General features: G+C 42.9%; 17 protein-coding genes. All 17 read left to right on the forward strand.

The annotated features are described in order from the left end of the window. Positions 1-32: 32 nt before the first annotated feature. Positions 33-2855 (forward strand): autotransporter outer membrane beta-barrel domain-containing protein, encoded by a 2823-nt coding sequence (locus L2764_RS01505; RefSeq protein ID WP_248938477.1) that lies wholly within the window; start codon positions 33-35, stop codon positions 2853-2855. An 8-nt stretch (positions 2856-2863) separates the two neighbouring features. Continuing rightward, positions 2864-3448, forward strand: coding sequence for a hypothetical protein (locus tag L2764_RS01510; protein ID WP_248938478.1), 585 nt, complete (start codon positions 2864-2866; stop codon positions 3446-3448). A 212-nt stretch (positions 3449-3660) separates the two neighbouring features. After that, the gene (locus tag L2764_RS01515; protein WP_248938479.1) at positions 3661-4194 is read left to right on the forward strand and encodes a thermonuclease family protein; all 534 of its coding nucleotides are present in this window, start codon (positions 3661-3663) and stop codon (positions 4192-4194) included. A gap of 184 nt (positions 4195-4378) precedes the next feature. Continuing rightward, entirely contained in the window at positions 4379-7201 is a 2823-nt protein-coding gene (locus tag L2764_RS01520; protein WP_248938480.1) for a GNAT family N-acetyltransferase, read from the forward strand. Between the two features lie 66 nt (positions 7202-7267). Further along, on the forward strand, positions 7268-7390 hold the full coding sequence (locus tag L2764_RS27640) for a hypothetical protein (protein WP_283106878.1): 123 nt from the start codon (positions 7268-7270) through the stop codon (positions 7388-7390). Then, positions 7387-7815, forward strand: coding sequence for a TrbC/VirB2 family protein (locus tag L2764_RS01525; protein WP_248938481.1), 429 nt, complete (start codon positions 7387-7389; stop codon positions 7813-7815). The genes L2764_RS27640 and L2764_RS01525 overlap by 4 nt, the downstream gene beginning before the upstream one ends. Positions 7816-8277: 462 nt before the next feature. Further along, positions 8278-9918 (forward strand): hypothetical protein, encoded by a 1641-nt coding sequence (locus L2764_RS01530; protein ID WP_248938482.1) that lies wholly within the window; start codon positions 8278-8280, stop codon positions 9916-9918. Positions 9919-10032: 114 nt separating this feature from the next. Further along, positions 10033-10302: a hypothetical protein gene (locus L2764_RS01535; protein ID WP_248938483.1), complete on the forward strand. Its 270-nt coding sequence runs from the start codon at positions 10033-10035 to the stop codon at positions 10300-10302. A gap of 320 nt (positions 10303-10622) precedes the next feature. Further along, positions 10623-11780, forward strand: coding sequence for a hypothetical protein (locus tag L2764_RS01540; protein WP_248938484.1), 1158 nt, complete (start codon positions 10623-10625; stop codon positions 11778-11780). A gap of 677 nt (positions 11781-12457) precedes the next feature. Continuing rightward, positions 12458-12844: a hypothetical protein gene (locus tag L2764_RS01545; RefSeq protein WP_248938485.1), complete on the forward strand. Its 387-nt coding sequence runs from the start codon at positions 12458-12460 to the stop codon at positions 12842-12844. Between the two features lie 392 nt (positions 12845-13236). After that, positions 13237-15159 carry a phage tail sheath family protein gene (locus L2764_RS01550; RefSeq protein WP_248938486.1) on the forward strand — a complete coding sequence of 641 codons (1923 nt, stop codon included), beginning with the start codon at positions 13237-13239 and terminating at the stop codon, positions 15157-15159. 153 nt (positions 15160-15312) lie between these two features. After that, complete coding sequence (locus L2764_RS01555) at positions 15313-15765, forward strand: phage tail protein (protein WP_248938487.1); 453 nt, start codon at positions 15313-15315, stop codon at positions 15763-15765. 95 nt (positions 15766-15860) lie between these two features. Further along, positions 15861-16307: a phage tail protein gene (locus L2764_RS01560; protein ID WP_248938488.1), complete on the forward strand. Its 447-nt coding sequence runs from the start codon at positions 15861-15863 to the stop codon at positions 16305-16307. Between the two features lie 39 nt (positions 16308-16346). Continuing rightward, positions 16347-16622, forward strand: a complete 276-nt coding sequence (locus L2764_RS01565) for a hypothetical protein (RefSeq protein WP_248938489.1) — start codon at positions 16347-16349, stop codon at positions 16620-16622. A gap of 3 nt (positions 16623-16625) precedes the next feature. Then, the gene (locus L2764_RS01570; RefSeq protein WP_248938490.1) at positions 16626-17495 is read left to right on the forward strand and encodes a CIS tube protein; all 870 of its coding nucleotides are present in this window, start codon (positions 16626-16628) and stop codon (positions 17493-17495) included. Beyond that, entirely contained in the window at positions 17488-19221 is a 1734-nt protein-coding gene (locus L2764_RS01575) for a phage baseplate assembly protein V (RefSeq protein WP_248938491.1), read from the forward strand. Before L2764_RS01570 ends, L2764_RS01575 begins: the two co-directional genes overlap by 8 nt. Continuing rightward, the gene (locus L2764_RS01580) at positions 19221-19619 is read left to right on the forward strand and encodes a gp25 family contractile injection system sheath assembly initiator (protein WP_248938492.1); all 399 of its coding nucleotides are present in this window, start codon (positions 19221-19223) and stop codon (positions 19617-19619) included. Before L2764_RS01575 ends, L2764_RS01580 begins: the two co-directional genes overlap by 1 nt. Positions 19620-19749: the final 130 nt, after the last annotated feature.

The following is a 19749-nucleotide window of genomic DNA, read 5'->3' on the forward strand; positions in this document are numbered from 1 at the left end:
ACTATCTTTTACTGTTAACTTTAGGTTTTATCATGAAAAATAATGATATATTTGACGCGTTAAGCAAAAACTTTCAATCGGGTGACACGCCAACCGAGGCGCATTTTTCCGAATTAATCTCCGAGGCTATTACTCTGAATGTCAGCCAAAGCATTGCTGAAACCGACATATATCATGATAACATAGCGGGTGTTATTACGGAAAACGTAATGAATTTAGCTGAGCTTTCATCTTCACTGCTTAATTATGATGACGCCACTGTCGAACTGGATGATTTTTTGCTGTTAACTGCTCAGCTTCAGCCGGAAGACAATGGTATTTATCAGCTTGTAGGTCAGTTGGTGGAGGTTGAGTCGTTTATTGATATTACAGATAAAATCATTGATATCAATGTACTGACCGACGATGAAATGAGTGGCAATGGCCTCATAAACGGTGGTTATGTCAAGCTGAATCAACAAGATGAACCAACTGAAAATGGTCTTTATCAGTATGATGAAGGGGGATTGACGACAGTCAGTTACCAGCAAACCGATCAACACATTGAGGATGTGGATCACCTTCCAGTAGCCTTGATTGCAGCATTAGCCCTTAATCCAGAAGATATAGTATTGATCACCAATGAATTAGATAACGCGATCTTAGGCTTATATCACTATCAGTCCACATGGATAAAACATAATGAAGATTATCATCTTGGCTATGCCATTATTACCCATACCGAGCCATCATCCTTGTGGTTTATTTATCGCTTTGATAATACCAGCAAAGCCAGTTACTGGAATCAACGCTTAGACGTGAATGCGGCTCAATTGTTAAAGGGCACGATTAATAATGCCCGCTTGCCAGATTCGATAACAGGCAAAGCCTTTAGCGGCAGTTTTGATGGTATCTTTAATGGCAATGGAGCGAGCTTAACCGACTTAAATGCGGATAATATCATCACAGGGACATTAGATAATGATCGTTTACCTGACACCATTGAGGGTAAAAGCTTTAATGGTGATGGCGCGGGTTTAACAGACTTAAATGCCGATAATATTACGGCGGGTACCATAAGTAATGACTATTTACCTGACTCGATTGCAAATAAGTCATTTAGCGGCGATGGCGCGGGCTTAACAGACTTAAATGCGGATAATATCACTGCGGGTATTTTAAATAATGCTTATCTTCCAGGTTCGATAACGGGCAAAGCCTTTAGCGGCAGTTTTGAGGGTAGTTTTAGCGGCAATGGCGAAGACTTAACCGACTTAAATGCCAGTAATGTCACTATGGGCATGCTTCAAAATGAGTTTTTACCCACCAATATCACGGATAAAAACTTCAGTGGTAATGGCGCGGGCTTAACAGACTTAAATGCCGATAATATCACCACAGGTACAATGGATAATGCGCGTTTGCCAGCAGATATCTCGGTCACCAGTCTCTCTGGTAATGTCAGCGGTGACGGCGCAGGTTTAACTGATTTAAATGCGGATAATATCACCACAGGCACGATTGATAATGCGCGTTTGCCAGCAGCTATCTCGGTCACCAGTCTCTCTGGTAATGTCAGCGGTGACGGCGCTGAGTTAACAGACTTAAACGCCAATAATATCACCACGGGGACATTAGATAATGATCGTTTACCTGACACCATTACAGGTAAAAGCTTTAATGGTGATGGTGCGGGCTTAACTAATCTTAATATTGAAGGGGCGACAAGAGCCACTGCAACAGATTTTGGGGTGATGCGTTTTGCTACTGAACAAGAAGCACTTGAGGGCACACTGACCGATGTTGCTATCACACCCGCGACCTTAGCATTGGTAACGAAAAAAATGACTCAACCTATTAGTCCTAAAAAGTATACATTGCTTACCGATGGCAGTGTGACGGGGGCTCAGCAGGTGGGAAGTGTTGCAGCAGCGTTTCTATATAGTGATTATGTCACTACAGGTAACGGCAAGAATCTTTTTATCACTAAAGCATATTTAAACAACGTGCTACGTATTTATGAATGGAGTGGTGGATTTAGTCTTATTCAAACGTTAAATAGTAATGCTAGAAATTCTTATTTCCGCGTTATTAACTTCGGCGAACAGGCTATTCTGTATGCGGGTGATAGTGCGTATTTATTTGATGAGCAGTTAAATGAATTTGTTTTTTCTGGTGCTACCGGCGGCAATGAACATACCAAATATGGGGTCGCTTTCGATGGAAAATACCGCGTTGCTATGCTGAATAGCAAGACGGATACTCAGGTTTATGAAGTAGAAAACCCGTTAACGCCCCATGTGTTGACGCATCCAATCTCTATCCCCTTTCCTGCTGTAACTTCTGATGCAATTACTGCAGAAACGAATCTTAAAGCATTTAGTTTTGATGGTAGTGAAGAGTTCGGACTTATAGCTTATGCCCAATCTTTTTGGGACGATCCAATATTAGTGTCACGATTAGCGCCCAATGCGGCGAGTTTTACAACGGTATATTCAGCACAAAAACCCAATGGGGAAAGCCACAGTGGTAATGCTCTGGTTTATAAAGATAAGACGTTGGTATTGCACGGTAATAATAATATTTCTTCATTCGGAAGAATGGATACGGGCACTTATCAAAGCTTTCAAACTTATTCTGGCGGAATAAATGGCGCTGAGCTGCCTGTTTTTAGCTTAAAAGATAATTTTTATGGGGTACTACCCAGCTCTACCGGCTCGCTTATTTATCAAGTCTTTACTGGCACGGCGGTACTCAAAGCAACCGTGCCGGGGGCTTCAACAAGTTCACAATCAATTGGCTTAGCCATTTTTGATGGTGATATTTTTCTTATCAATGGCAATACACTCATTGTTCATAAATTAATAATAAGCTAGGAGCGCACATGCCTAACAATATGATACTTCCTTTTGATAAAAATATGCACTGTTACATTCAGCCTCCAGCGGAGTCCAATATTCTGGAGCAGGTATTGAGTCAACATTTCCCAAAAATAACGTGGTCTTTGAAAAATAACCAGGTGAGTTGGCCTGTAGGCTTTAAAAAGCCAGGGGTTAAAAAATGGAATGCACTCATTGAACAGGCTGCATTAACAGAATTACAAGCACAAGCTGAAAAAATAATTGTTCAGCTAAGCAATGAAGCAAGAGAGCAGGTTAATCCGCAGGCCTCTTTCTACAAAGTTGCCGCCTGGTCAGATAAAGCCCAGCGGGCAAGGGCGGTAATGGCCGATACCGCTACTGAAGACGAGCGAAAGCTGCTTGAGCAAGAGTGTGAATTACGCCAACAAGATGAAACGCCTTTACAACTGGCAGAAAAACAGCAGGCTAAAAACCTCGCTTATAGCCATAACATGGTGACGATAGAGGCGCGAGAAAAAATCGCTCGCATACAAATCATATCGCTTACTCATATTGATGATATTAATCACAGGCTCCATGAACTAAAAGAGGCTCTCTCAACCCCTTGACTATAAAATATTGAACGGTTATATCCAAAGGAGGTTGGCTGATCCCGGTGGTAACTCATTAGCAGCCCAAAATGGCACGGTGTTGATTTGCTGGGGAGAGCCGTTAGTTGTGTCTTAAGCCACTCATTAAAGCAATCAATTTGGCGCTGGTTATTATTCCTGCTTTATTCCTCTTTATTACCCATTTAATTTATTGAACAAAAGGACCTCTCATGAAATCCCTGCATGTGTTATTGATTATTATGGGCATTTATTGCAGCTCGCTGGCTATTAGCTGTGAGGCTAAGCCGTTGCCCAATGTGTATAGTGCCGAACTCATTAAAGTGATTGATGCCGACACCATTAAAGTCCGACTCTTGCTGTACCCCAAGTTATTTAAAGAGGTGAATGTGCGCATCGCGGGTATTGATACTCCCGAGTCTCGCCGTGGGGTGACAAATGGTCAGCGTATTCGCGATTGCGAAATCATTTTAGGCCACCAAGCCAGCGATTATGCCCGCAATTTACTGCACCATGCCCAGCAGTTGCAAGTGAGAAATATAGACCCCACTCTGACCAAATATGCCAGCCGCATCAATGGTGAGCTGTGGCTGCTTGACTCGGTCGATGGCATGAGTGAAGGCTCGGACGATGCGATGAACTATGGCGCGCATTTAATCGAGCAAGGTTTGGCAGTGCCTTACACTGGCGGCACCCGCCAGCCGTGGGAGTGCAAAGCGGTGACAGTGGGAGCAAAACAGTCTTGAACCAGAGCCCTCAGCAAGAGCCTTCAGCGAACAGCCTTGAGCCAGAGCCCTCAGCGAACAGCCTTGAGCGAACAAAGAGTAGAGTAGAGTAGAGAGTGAGCCAGTCGCATCTAGGTTATTGCAACTCTGAGTCATATTGGCAACTTTTTTAAAGAGTTTGCTTCAACAATCGAAGAATACCGCTATGAACCCATTATTTAGCTCATTAATGCAGAGCGACCAGAACAGTGCATCTGAAGCACCTGAAAATGCGCACACATCAGCAGAAAATCAGACAATAACATTACAAGTGGCGCAGCTTGAACCTATGCCACCAGCTGCAGAGCAGCACAACAGCGAACAAAACTTTGTGCCATTTGAGCAAGCGGCATTTTGGCAACAGCAGTTGGCACATTATCAGCAAGCAGGCCCTAAGCTTTGGCAACAAGGCTTAATCGGTCATGATATCAGCCATTTACCGACCATGGTGAACAGCTATTGTCAGATCCTGGTGAAATACCTGTTAGACGGTTTATATAATGGTGCCATAGATGACAGCCAACCAATATATGTATTGGAGTTGGGGGCAGGGTGTGGCCGATTTGCCATTTTAGTGCTGCAGCGCCTGGACACTTTGCTTACCGAGTACGGGTTAGACGATATTAAACTGTGTTATCTGCTCAGCGATTGCAGTGAAAAAAATCGCCAGTTTATTCAAACTCACCCTTATCTACAGCCATATTTCAAATCAGCTAAAGCCAGAGTCATCGATGCCGACAGTGCATTTTTTAATGCCAATAAGGCTTCCAGCAAAGCAAGTAGCGATATCGCTGCTGATATCATCGATTATCGGGCTTTTGAAGCGGCATTCGTTGTAAACAATGAGTCTGCAAATAATGAATCGGCAAATGATAAACCTGTAAATGATGAAGTGATAAGTGCAGAGCTTAAAACCGATGCAGCAAAAGCTCAGTCAGATAAAGCTAGGCCTGATGGAGCACAAACAAAAAACCCGCTGATCGTTATGGCAAATCACTTTTTCAGCCGTTTGCCCCAAGCGCTGTTTTACCTGCATTATGGTCAGTTATATCGATGTGAGTTGCTGGCAGCTGATCCGGACAAACCGGATGACAGCGGGGGAGAGTCAACACAGGAAAACTCAATACTGTACAACAAAAAGCAAGACTCAGTTTGCTGGCAATATCGCTGGGGAAAAATAGATGATATTAATACCTGGCTAGTAGGGCAAGTTCAAACTCTGCAGCCACTGTTAATAAAACAGTTGCAGCACCAGCTAACCAATGACTTAGCCCAGCTACCTCATCAGCCCTTGTTGCTGCCCATTGCGGCATTAGCAGCGTTAGACAAGTTACAGCAACAACACCCACAAGGGTTAATGTTACTCACGGCAGATTTCGGCCCAACGACAATCGATGAGTTAAAGCAGGTACAACTATTCTCTCCAAATAAAGTGTCTCCAAAAAAAGCACCTTCAGCATTAGTAGCAGGGTTAACGCCTTTAGCCACGGAGCATGAGTTGTTAGTTCCGCCGGATATAACACAATTAGCATTGCCTGCTACGATGGGTATGTCTATGGATAGTCTTGCGGGCAGTGAAACACACGCTTGGTCGCTAAATTGGCCGGTTAATTTCTTGAGCTTAACGGACTGGGCCGCTCATAACGCTGGCCTGAGTCGCAGCATCAAACAGCGGCGGCAAGGGACGGCATTTAATATAACGATGATTGACAGCGCACAACGCGATTTTGTGATGACTAAACTAGCCGTTGAGCAATACCTAGTCAACACTAATCCTGATGACAGCCAAATAGTCATAAAAAGCCTGCGCGGTGCGGTGAATGTGTTATCCGAGCAAGAAATATTAAGTCATCTGCGCAGCAGTGATGATGATCCCAAGTTACTCAAAGTTTTTTTACCGCGTTTACTTAAGCAAGGCGTGTTAATCAATAGCAGAATAAGCTGGTGCCAAACCTTAAGTCAGGTATGGCAACATTATATCCCGATAGGTGAATTTAACCTGCTTGACCATGAACAAGGCGGCCATGAGCAAACCGAACGCGAACAAGCGGACGAATTTGCGTTTAAGTTAGGATTGCTGGCCATCGATCTCAGTCACTGGTCACTGGCCAAAGCCTGTTTTATCAGTTGTATTCATTGGTATGGCGAAAGTACTGCGGTATTTCATAATCTGGCACTGGTGTGCCAAGCCACCAACGAACTTGAGCTGGCGTTAAACTTTGCCGAACTGGCATTGGCACTAAGTCCGGATGATACACAAGCGGCAGCCTTGCAAGGTAATATTGCCGATTATCAAAACCACTGTGCTGAGCTAAGTTGGTTCAACAGCGAAAAAGCGAGTGAGGACTTAAGCATCAGTTCAACCTTAAGTTCAAGAATAAGTGCAAGAATAGGTTTAAGAATAAGTTCAAAAATAAGTTTAACCCCTTTAGCGCCGCAGCATGTAAGCGAATTCTACCTGCAATACCGCGATCCGCAAATAGCGCCGCTAACCCGTAGCTTTGAGCTGTCATCGCCGGCACAAGTGCAAGCGGCCATTAGCCATTGGCAGCAAGATCATCAACGTGCCAGCTATGCGGTGATACATGCAGAATTAGGGTTTGTGGGCTGTACCAGTTTGGAGTTTAGGGATGCAAACCTTGATACAGCTCCAATTGTACAAGCCGAGCAAACTGAACAGGATAATCAGCAGGTGCAGAAGTCAAATACCAGTGCTTATTTTTCTTTTTGGATAGGCGCTGACTACCAAAATAGCGGCTTTGGTCAACAGGCGGCATTATTGTGTATCGAGCAGGCAAAAGCCATCGCCGAACAAGGAAAGCTGGAGCAGCTGATCACATCCGTTTGGTCATTTAATCGTTGTTCTATTCATGTATTGGAAAAAGTAGGCTTTAAGCCGCTCGCGCAATCTGAAGCACAAAACGCTGAGCCTGAAAAAGGAGAACAGCAGGAAGTGTTTTATTGTTTACCGTTATTCACCTCTGAATAAGAAGCGAGAGACAAGACGTTGAGCAAGAGTCAGGGGGATGCAATGAGACATGAAATGGAGTCATGAATGCCGACAGCAATGAAAAGTGAAGGGGAATTTGTGTTTAGTTTAGGAGATACGAAGCTTGATCCTGTGCACCAAGAAACAAGCCTTGATGACATAGGTCTTATTAAAAAGGAAATAATATGAAAAGGTTGGATGTAATTAACTCAAAAACTATTATCACGATGGCATTGTTAGGTTTTGTTCTTTTTATCATTGCGATTTCAAGTAATCCAATGGCTCAAGGTGTGCATGAAGTGAGTGAGACTAAAGACATTACAGGTTATTTATGTAATGTCATGGTGTTGTTAACTGGTGGATTAGGCAAAACGTTTGCGGCCATAACAGTAATCGTTTTAGGCATTGGATTTTTTTCAGGTAAGATTGCTTTTCCTACCATGATAGGCGTTGCATTGGGGATAGGAACAATGTTTGGCGCACCGACCATCGTTGCGGCCCTCTCAGGGGAGCTTGAATGTTCTTCAGGGCCAGAGCTTTCTTTCCTCATTAAATATGGATTCAATTTGACTTGCAAAGTACAAGATTTTCCTCTGCAGCTTATGAATGGGTGAATACTTTTTAATAAGAGATAGGTTTGGTCTATTGCAGGCATTCTGCCTTACACCCTTCGGGCCAGCAAAAGCTGTTCACCAAAAATTGGAGGATCAATTTGGAACACCACAGGTGGCCTGCGAAGCAGGTGAGCGACAGGATGTAGGGAATAAATTCATTCCAGATGAATTTGTGGGTGAAGGGCGGGGTTGAAATAGATTTAAAACAGGTGATAGAGCAGGGGTATACAGTGATTTTGGGTGGGAATTGGCGGTGTTGTTGCCGATGACCGACTTGTATTGGGTCACGGAATAACGTAAGCGCTTTTAGGCTGAATGGATGGGAAAAGCACGGTTAGTAGTAGAGCGCATTGTGTGCAGACAACTGGTATTCGGTTTTTTACTGCGTCAAGTGTTGGGGACCATATTGTTATTTTTTAAGCTTAATTTTGAACGAACACAATTAGGAATAAGGAGGGCAACATGCAATTCTTTAGTGATACAAAAACAGAAAATGAAAGACCAGAAGTGGTGCAGATACCTAATCATCTACCACGAGCAATCATACGAGGTATGAGTATCGATGACTTCTCGTTTGAAGGGGTATTCACTAAAAATCAAAAAATAAAATGCCAAAAGGATCAAAGGTCGTACGAACTTGTGACACCAAATATGGATAAACAGAAAGAGCCGGGGGTCAATGTAAATGCGATGCTGAATGACCTACACTATCAATATGTCAATGCAGTCAGCACGAAAAAACTAATGACGTTGCCTGAGTATCGAGGATCTGTGAACGCTCTAACGGCGCGTGAGGGGAATACACCTCGTATGAGGTATGAATTGAACCAAAGCAACACGAACGTGCCACTGAGTTCCGGCGAGCTATACGGAAAGGGTCTGAGTTTTCAGTCTCAATCGGCTATTGTGAAAACTATCGGCGTAACTGTAACAAATGTAACTGGGTCTATAGATTTCGGAAATGAAAAATTAAGGTATGACGACAGAGTGGAGGCGAGTGGCAGAGTTACTGTGGATTTATCATTGATAAACCCTGCCGGAACTAAAGACAACGCGGTTGAAAGGATGAAACAAGGGGTGACGATACCTGTGAATGGATCCATAGCTGCAGTGTACAATAGGAGTACAGCCGTAACCGAACGGCGACAAGATATGGCTAATGGAGGGGGCACAGAAGCCGAATATACAACTAAAAGATGGATGGAACGAAGGCCTGAGGAAAGCGGGGTGAGGACAACCGAAGATGTGAAAAGTCAGGTAGGCCTATTACGGTTACACACCTCCTACAAGCTAAAAGAAACAGAGACTCAGATACAAAATGCAACGGACAACCTAAAACTCCTCATGAAAGATGAACTCTTAGGGATGGGCGCGAAGATAAGTGCATGGTCGAATACTGAGGAAACAGCAAGCAGCATTTTTTCAACTGGGGCTGCAGTGCTGAAAACTGCTAGAGCAAGCGGAATGGGTATGCTACTAGGCATGAGCCACCACAAAATGAAATCCACAGAAAAGGAAATAAACACGATAGCAGAGCTACTACTTTCCAATGTGACTAAGATAAACTCGGGTGAGAAACTCGAAAAACAAAATGCTGCTATGCAGAAATTGGAGCGTGTTGAAACGCAAATGATGGACTGGAACACAAGGCAGAGCTGGGCAAAAAATAGACTGTCAGAGATCCAAACACTTGAGGGATTAATTAGCACTGTTGTGGGGCTCGAAAAGATGTTTGACGCACAAGGTGATATTCCCGTGAGCGTATGGGGCGGACTCGTGCAAAACATAGGAAAAACTGTGGTAGGTATAGGTAACGCGGGAAAACACCGTATGAATAAGAGGACCTTCTTGTGGTTGAGTATAACAGGGAGGGCCGCAGAGGTAGGTGGCAACATGACTGCATTAATAGGCTTGTTATTGGCGTTTCCAGATGACACTAAAAAGAACATAACGACCGGGAACTATGATGCTATATCCGGCGATTTTACTAAGATAAGCATAGCACTGAGTAGCTTGCAACGGACTTTAGAAAACGTGGGTATAATCAATACATTAAGTAAGCAGCTACCTGAAAGTGCCGAGAGTCCGGTGGTGCCACGGTAAAGTCATAGAGCAATTAACTAGCCACCCATAATAACTTCAGTGATTTTCAACAACCCATGTTCTACATAGAAGTGCACCACCTATAATTTATTTCAGTTAATTTTTAGGTGCTTTATGGGACAAAAATATTCACATCTATCTCTATTCGAAAGGCAGCTGGCTTTGGCTGAGAATACCTATATCAATCATAGTGACAAGTTACTTCGGCTTTATGAGCAAAATGCGTGTGAAACACTGATCGCTGAGTATGTTAAGCACTGGTTGGTGTGGGTTCGAAGTGGGGTGGAGATTGATTTAAAACAGGTGATAGAGCTGGGGTTGAATAGTGATTTGGGACAGGCGTTAACCCGGAAGTATCGGGTGGATGCGCTTTATTTTAGATAAAGTATTGTGAAGCAAGTGATTTGACCCCTTTTTTGCTATGTTATCAAAGGCGATGGCGTAGAGCAAGAAACCACCTATACATTGGCCTTGGACTAAAAATGGGTTAGGTAAGAGCCGCTAAACATGCATCGCTTGAAGTGAAGAATTAAATAAAAAAAGAGTAATCAATTTTGAAGCGCTTTATTAAATTTTGTATTAAGTAGGATGAACGAAGCTACTTGACCCCTTTCAAATATTATGACAACTATCCACGAGTACTGAAAGTGATATTGGCTACTAGTATAACGCAAAAACATAATACAACATAACGGTGAGAAGCTATGGATCACAAAGAACCCACAAAAACCACAAAAACAAGTAAGAACCCAGGGATGTCGGTTGAAGTTGAAACCAACATACCCTGGGGCCTGCAAAGCGCTAAATTACCTAATAACTACAAAGCGGTAGAGGAGAAGTGGGACGCTTTCGGCATGCACGCAAAGGTCGAATATGTCAGCATAATGCCCTACCGATACCCATCGCGGAATGACCAAACGGTGCACTGGAAGGCAAAGGATGACATAAAAACACAAATCAGCAGCATAACCAAAGAAATAAAAAGATGGGAAATAACATCAGATGTGATATGGGGGAATATCCCAAATAATCTACACATACCTGGTTCGGGCTACGATAATCTACCGGATAACCGGAGACCTGACATCGTGGACAACGTGAAAATGGTGCGAAGTCCAATACAGCTGATTGACGCGCTGATGAACAAAGGCGCGCAGCGCGAGCGGGCTCGAACGTTAAAATCCGTTGTCCATGTGACTGCAGAATTACCGATGGAAAAAGTATCCCAGTTGAGGGGGAATAAACAACAGGACGTATATAGCAAAAGCACGTATGAAATAGCGCTCAATGACATCTTGGGTGAATCCACGGAATCACTACGGGAGGCTATAAAAACAGACTACAACATCCCGACGACTCAGACTAATAGAATAGGCATCAGTCAACTCGCTCGCTACTTTAGAGAACAAACTATAACTCTACACGCAGTGCTAACAGGGCATAAAACCCACAGCAAAAATAACTTAGGAATGATGGTAAAGGGGATCACAGATATAGGGATAGCGAGAGCGGTAACTAAGGACTCGGACGGAAAATCGAAAATGGAAAATGTGACTAACACTCTGATGCAAATGATAGGTAAAATTGAAACAAAGATAGATACACAGTACGTCGGTGCAGATGGCAAGGCACAAGTATTAAAAATGATTGACGTCTGGAAACAGGGCAAGTGGGCACCTACCGAATGGCACGACCACAGTTTGTACGTACGAGACTATACAACACGAGTGAACGGGGACGACACAGGATCGAAAATGTCCACAGCTACTGTAGAGCTTAGAGTACCTACACTCAAAGGGAACGGACTGACTGACAAAATACTCAAATACTACGAGAAGTTACAAGACTTAAATCGTGAATAACCACGAGCGAATGTTTTCATTAGCTCTTGCTTCGTAATGGGTCTCAGGCCACATTTCAACACAGATAGAACGTACCGAAGTCATAACGACGAGTATCTGGCACAATAAAACTCTAATAGACAACCATAATTAATCACACATTTTAAACTCTCGGGCTAAGCTTTATAAAATAATCAGGACAGCCACAAGTTTTGCTTTTAAATTTACTCGCTACTCACCTTTGGCTTCATGCCACTTAAGCTAGGGGATAACCACTTTTTTTCCCTTGAGCGGTATGTTTGGGAAAAACTAACCCGTGTGACTATTAGGCGTTGTTGTTAGCCGGAATATCTGTTGAAACGCCCTGCTGCTCAGTGATGCGTTAGCGTGTTTTACCTATAAATTGTTCACCGACTTTGTTGATTTAGCCATCACAGTTTCATTGATTCATTATTTTTCAATGATTTAGTGATACTTTAGCCACTAGAATTAATCAAGCCTTTATTTTTATCAATCACAGCCTTAAGTTCACTAGTATCACTAATGACGTGTGAAGAGGATGCGCAGGCGTCAGGTTGCTACCTAGGAGCATTTTCTGACTTGGTAACAATCTCGAAAGAGCAACACGCCCTAGCAAGGATAAGCTATATCAGCTTCCCTTGGCGGGATCACGCTTGCCTGACAAACAGGAGTTAATTATGAGTTTTAACATTGCAACAGCAGTGATGCATGAGTTAGGCACCAAAAAACCTGAGGCAGATGAGAATAAGAGTGGCCAATGGATCCTTTTTGTTGGCCCTTTGCTTGAACCAACTATTAAATTAAACACAGAAAAAGGCGCGGCAATATACACCGTTAATGCCTCTTTTCTCTATGTTGGCGGTACTGCGGGGAAACCTCCTGTGTCTGTTCCTCCTGTTATGTCTGAGCTTCAGCTTACCCGAGAAAGTTCACAAAAAAATGCCGACACCCTTAAAGTCAAAGTTGCTGGGAAGTATGTGTTGATCAAAGGTGATGAGATAAAAGATGAGTATGACAATGCTATCAAAGTGACAGGTGTATCACAAAAAATGGCTACAGCTTAATTTTAATCACGCCGCGAGGCGTAGTACCGTTGATACCAATAATACTCAACCTCATCGAGTGGTAATTTTCATTAGTCCGGATAATGCCTTATTTCTTTTATTTCACACTTCTTAAACTCACTAAATACAAAATCACCTTCGCGAGCCGACTAAAAGCCATCTTTAAATAAGGGAAATAAAACAATATTGGTATTTATTTTTCAGGCCGCTGTAGCTAACAACCCTGCGGCACCAGTTCGAGTCGGCTGTCAGGCCAAAGGGGTTTCAACTCCCGACCCATCTTTGGTAGGTAATCTTTAAGTACTGGCAGCCGGCTCATTTTCATAGTGGAAATACTTCAATAAAGGTTTCCACATTTTATTTTTTCACCCCAACCTTAATAAGGAAAACACATGGCTCAATATAAAACGCCAGATGTCTATGTAAGAGAACGATCATTGCTTTCGCCTTCAGTGGCGGAAGTCCCGACTGCGATCCCCGCTTTTATCGGTTATACCGAGCTAACTACCGATAACGAAGATAATACCATTACTCAAAAGCCGTATCGGATCACCAATATGATGGAATATATGGCCATGTTTGGTGGTCCTTATAATGAAGCCGTTAGGGTAGAGTATAAACCTGAGGCTGGGGTGTTTGTTATTCCCAGAGGGGATGGCATCAACCCTACCTTATCGGCATTCTTCTTATACCAAGCGGTGGCGCACTTTTTTGCCAATGGTGGTGGCGCCTGTTATGTGGTCAGTATAGGTGGTTATGAAACGGCGCCTAGTGTGGCAACGGTTAAAGCCCAATCACATTTTACCACGGCGATTACAACGTTGAAAAAAGTGGATGAGGTGACGTTAATTTCTTGTCCGGAAAGTATTTGTCTCGAAGCCCAGGGACATTATGAGGTGCATAATGCCTCACTGCTGCATTGTGAAAGCATGCAGGACAGATTTGCCCTGATTGATTTGCAGCAAGTGGGTAATGAAGGTGATGATAATATCCGCGCTGATGCGGCGTTGATGCGAGATAAAGTCACCCAAGGGCTTAAATATGGCGCAGCGTATTATCCGCAGTTGAGAACGTCTGTGGCACGCAGTTATGATGAAGATGACGTCATGGTCAACATGGATCATAACTATTATAAATTGCATTCCAGTATTACTGAGTTCATTGCCTTTGATGATGATCTTGCCGTTGCGGCTGGTAAAACTGCTGTTGAAGATGCAATTGATGATGCGGCAGCTGAGTCCCCCGCTCGTACATTATCAGAGGTGGAGAAAAAAGCGGCTTATGATACGGGTTATAATACGGCAGTTACTCAAGTGCCTGTTGATGAATTCGGTATGGTTAGTGATGAATTTAAAGGGCCACATTTTATTAAGCTTTCGGTAGTTGAAATAATTGATGGAAAAACGACTGATCCCGCTCCGATTAAAGTCGTGAATTTTCTAGGAAGAGAAGTCATCACTGCCAACGGGCCCACTCAAGGGCAGATGGTCGATAGTACGTTATCGTTTGGTCTTTATTGTGATTATGAGGGGACAAATTATCTGAACGCTTCGGGGCAAGTCGTCATCAATACGGTAACTGATGGGCAATTAGCAGCCTCGACAAGCACTTCAGAACGCATCGCCGCCACACAAAACTTAACGGTACCTTTATCGGTACTGAATATTGCGGGCTATACGCTTGCTTCAACGGTTGCCTATAACCAAATAAAATCTTTGCTCAGTAAACATTACCTGCAATTACCCCCGAGTGCGGCGATTGCTGGGGTTATGGCCAAAACCGATGCGCAGCATGGCGTTTGGAAAGCGCCTGCGAATATTGCGCTGGCGCAAGTTATCGCCCCCAGTATTACCATCGATAATTCTGAACAGGAATATTTAAACGTTGATGATAATGCGGGTAAGTCGATTAATGCGATCCGCAGTTTTGTGGGTAAAGGCACCTTAGTTTGGGGCGCCCGTACCCTAGATGGTAACAGTAATGAATGGCGTTATGTGCCCGTGCGTCGTCTGTTTAATATGGTGGAAGAGTCCATTAAAAAGGCCAGTTATTTTGCCGTGTTTGAGCCCAATACCCCGTTTACTTGGTTAAAACTCAAAACGACGATTGAAGGTTACTTGGAAAGTTTATTCAGGCAAGGCGCTTTTTTTGGTACCAGCACCGATGAAGCCTTTTTTGTCAATGTGGGTCTTGGGCAAACCATGACTGAAGATGATATCAATAACGGTATTATGAATATTGAAATCGGTTTGGCGGCAGTGCGCCCAGCCGAATTTATAGTGCTGACCTTCTCTCATAAAAGCATCAGTGCTTAAGTTCATCCTCCCTTCTGCCTGAGCTCTGTTGTTTAAAACATGACTTTTTACAATGGCAGCTGAAGCAGTTATCACTTTAAATGCGCAAAGCATACCTTGGTGTTTTTCAGCGCAAATATTCGCAATATTTCATAAAATTTTGGAGTTTATTCTATGGCGACTACAGTAGCCGATATTGAAAATGATTACCCGATCCCTGTTTATCGCTTTCGGGTCAGTATTACCGGGGATGAAAGCAATAGCATTGCTTTTTCTGAGGTCTCAGGTCTCGACATTGGTGTCGAGACCATTACTTATAAAGATGGTTTTGGTAAAAAACATATGCCGGGGCAACCGACTGATGTCAACATTACTTTAAAGCGCGGTTTGGTGCGCACTAAAAGTATGTTTTTTGATTGGCTCAGCTCAATTCGGCTGAATAAGGTCGAAAAGCAGGATATCACCGTGGTGCTGGTGGATGACACCGATGCAGATCTTGTGATCTGGACGGTGAAAAATGCCTTTCCTAAGAAGTTGACTGCCCCGAGTTTTAACGGTGGCTCTAACGAAGCCAGTGTTGAATCCTTAGAGCTGATGGCTGATGACATTAGCATTGAGTTTAAGTAATTTTTAATCTTGATGATTCAATTTAAAACGCCGTAGTGATCCCTTTATAGGGGATCACTGCATTTTAGTCATCATTTTATAAAAAGGGTGTTGTTATGCTAATCGATCGTGGCCTGCCTCTGGTAGGTTATCGGTTCGCTGTGGTGATAATGACCACAGGTATACCGAATCCTGTCGACATTGAGTTTAAAGAAGTGAGTGGGCTAAAAATGAGTCGCTCCATTGTAAAAAATGCCGGCATGACCAGTTTAGATAATCAGCTGCCGACACAAAACCTGCTACTCAAACGTGGAGTATTTTCATCTATTAGCCCATTAACATTAGCCAATACAGTGGAGTCTTTTTTTTGGGATACGCGTTTGCTACGTAAAGACATTTTGATTTGCGTACTGGATGAAAATAATTTGCCACAAAATAGCTGGCTAGTCAGTAATGCTTATCTGGAATCTTGGGAGTGGGATGGTCTTAATGCCAGTAGTAATGAGTTGCTGATTGAATCGATGAGCTTTAAATATTCGGGGATTAAATATGTACCTATTTAGGGGCGTGATAATGAATGTTTTTGCGAAAGGAGACGATATATGGAACAGGCGAATATTAAAAATGTGACCATGAAGATCAGTGATAAAAGTAACAATAATGCGGTCAAAGCTAATTCAGACTCGGCTGAAGCTAGTGCGACCAATGAAGATGATCCCAGCGATATGAAAGCTAAAATTAAGTCATTGACAGAGCAATTGGGTGGGCTATCAAAAAAACTGAGTGATTATGCTTGCTGTCAACAGCCTTTCACTCAAGAGCTTGGTCAGTATTTATCCAATAACTTTGAAGATCATGAATTGAGAAAGAGGCCTTAATCTATGTCTATTTTCAGCGATCCGACGCGTGCTTTTGTACCTGTGATTAAAGTGACCGGCTATGAAGATAAGGGGCAAACGAAAAAGAAAAGCAGTGTGACTTTACCCTATGATAAAGAATCCTTAGACGTTAGTTTTGAAACCTGTGTTGTCAGTGAAAAGTCCAATAAGGGCGAGGGGGATAGTTATTTTAGCCAGAGCAAACCGTCTTCACTCAAGGTGACCTTCGTACTTGATGATACGACTTTTTCTAATCCGCTGGCTTATGTGATGGCCAATAATTTGATCCCTTTTAGTGTTGATAAAACCATCAATAAACTCAAAGAATTATGTCATACAGTGGATAATAAGCTGCAGCATCCACCTTATGTGTCGATTAAATCCATGGGAATGCCATTGATGGATTCTGCCAGTGGCGTTTTCCATGGTTTGTTGACTGAAATGAAAGTAAAAAATGAACTGGTTGACTCTCTAGGTAACAGAGTAAAGGCCAAAGTGGTGTGTACTTTTAAACATTCAGGCTTGTTAACAGAGGGCAATGATTCTGGGGGCGTAGGAACCCAAATGCTTGCTGCGGTTGACGGGCTGTCTTTAGTTGCGATGGCGATGGCTAATTTTGGCACTATTGCCAGCGTTGCCACACTAGCGGCAGTGAATGGCCTAAACAGTCTGCGTAAGGTTGATGCGGGGGACATTGTTGAAGTGCCTGGGAAGTTAGCAGAAGCGGCTGAAAAAGTAAAAGCGCAGGGTGAGGAATTAATTGATAAAGCGGAGGACATTGCCAAGGAAGAAAAAGATAAAGCTTTAGACGTCCTTGAAGCTGGCTATCAAAAGAGTAAGGAAGCCGCCGTGGGGGTGATTAATAATGGCTGAATATAGCGTTAAAGTTGGTGGTGAACCGATAGAAATAAACTTAGAAGACAGCAGCTTGCATTGCCATTATGGGGTTAACCAGATCCCTCAGTTGACCTTACGCATCAAGGATATGGACATAAAAAAGGGTATTGTTGCTGACGATACTGTAAATGATGGCGATAAAAAGCAGCCCTTTAAAATGGGCGCCAAAATCGAAATAACCACTGAGTTGGCAGATGATAAGGAGGTGGTTATTTTTAGCGGGTTGATCACCGAGCGGGCCATATTTAGGGACGGTGGCACGTTTTTAGAAGTGATTGCCCACGGTGATGTGATTAAGTTAACTGAAGGTCCTAGGAATTTTTTGCTGGATAAAGAGGTTAATGACTTCAAAATAATAGAGGCTATGTATAAAGCCGCTGATCTTGATACCAAGGGTATTACTAAGCCAGCGCTTGAAGCAATGATACAACCACATTATTTTGCTTACCAGCAAACGCCTTGGCGCGTCATGATGAATCGGATACTCGCCAATGGGTTGTTATTGGTACCGACCCCAAAAGGTAATAATGTGGTGGATCTGACGAAACAGGAGCCTAAAGCCGAAGAGATCCAGATAGCTCAGAGTGATATTGAAGGTTTTCGTTTACACCAGGATATTCGTTCACAGTTTGAAACTGTTACCGTAAGTGCTTGGGATGTCAAACAACAAAAAATGTCGGCACCGCAGGAAGGAAGTGGGGATGTGGTTAAGAATGAAGTGGGAGAGAAAAATAATGGTTTGCAGCTTGTACCTAAGGTGTTGCTGTTACAGCAAGGCGTGTTGGCATCCGAGAAAGAAAACAAGGCACGAGCCGATGCGGAGCTTATTTACCGTAAATTAGACCGTTATCGCGGTAAAGTGACCCTAGTCAAACATAGGTTAAAAAAGAAGGTACAACTATTGGATAGCCTCAAATTGAGTGAGTTTGGCGAGGCTTATTCGGGTACCTATCGAGTGACGGCAATTGAGCACGATTTTAACGGACAAAAATGGTCTATTACCTTTACGTTAGGCTTACATTTACATCATAGCTTGTTTTCAGATTGGTTAACGCTACCGCCAGTGCCAAATTTAATAGGTGTAGTCAGAGATTTTCCCAAAGAAAAAGAAAATCCTAAGGAACCCGGTTTGCAGCATATTCCAGTTGGAATAGCAGCAGTGGCAAAAAGTAAAATGGTTTGGGCAAGGTTACTCTCCCCTTATGCGGGAAAAGAAGTCGGGCTTTTTTTTCCACCCTCCCCTGGTGACGAGGTCATCGTTAGTTTTGTCGGTGGGGACTGTCGTTATCCGGTTATTATCGGCGCTACCCATAACCCGAAAAATAAACCTCCAGTTCCTTTTAAAGAGGGAAAATTGAAAAGGGGAGTTTATCTCAAGCATAGTGAAAAAAAGGAGAAGGAGAAAAAAGCTAAAGAAGTTTCCTATGCTTCGTTGGTTTTTGATGTGGAAAATGCGGATCTTTGTTTAAAAGTGGAGAAAGTAAAAGGAGGGCAAACTACGATGAAGATTGGTGGTGGTACTAAAGGTTTTGTCTTGGAAGCCAAAGACAAGGATAAAAAATCTCAGGCAGGTCTCAGTATAGATAAAGGTTTGATTTTACAAGGGGATGAAAAAAATAGTATTACGCTAGCTAAGGATATTGATATCAAAACCAATGGTAATGTCAACATTAAGGTAGGCAAAAAAGTGGAGATAAAATAATGAATGATAATCGTCTTATTGGTAGCGGCTGGCAGTTCCCCCCTTGTTTTCGCACCCCCAGCGTGGGGCCTGAAATGGTGTCTGGCGAGCAGACTATTGAGCAAAGCATTTATGTATTGTTGAATACTCAAGTCGGCGAGCGTTTTTTAAAGCCCAGTTTTGGTTGTGGCTTAGCGCAGTTTTTATTTCATAGTATCGATGCGACCTCACTGACAGACATTAAAGAAGAAATCGCCAAGGCTATCGCCCATCATGAAAAGAGAATTAGCTTACAAGCGATTAATTTTGATACTCAGGGGATTTATGATGGTTTACTAAGCATAGAATTAAGCTATTTAATTAAAGACAGTAATAGTTCAGCCAATATGGTGTTTCCGTTTTACCTGACTGAAGGATAAATATTCTCATTACGCATATTTCTTACTTATTAATAACGCCTCAACACACCCAGTCACACTTCAATTCATTGTTTATTATGTTTTTTTAATGTTTTATTCTTTTCACTTATTGTAAGTAAAGCGTTTACCT

This window comes from Shewanella surugensis (assembly GCF_023284005.1).
Lineage (GTDB): Bacteria > Pseudomonadota > Gammaproteobacteria > Enterobacterales > Shewanellaceae > Shewanella > Shewanella surugensis.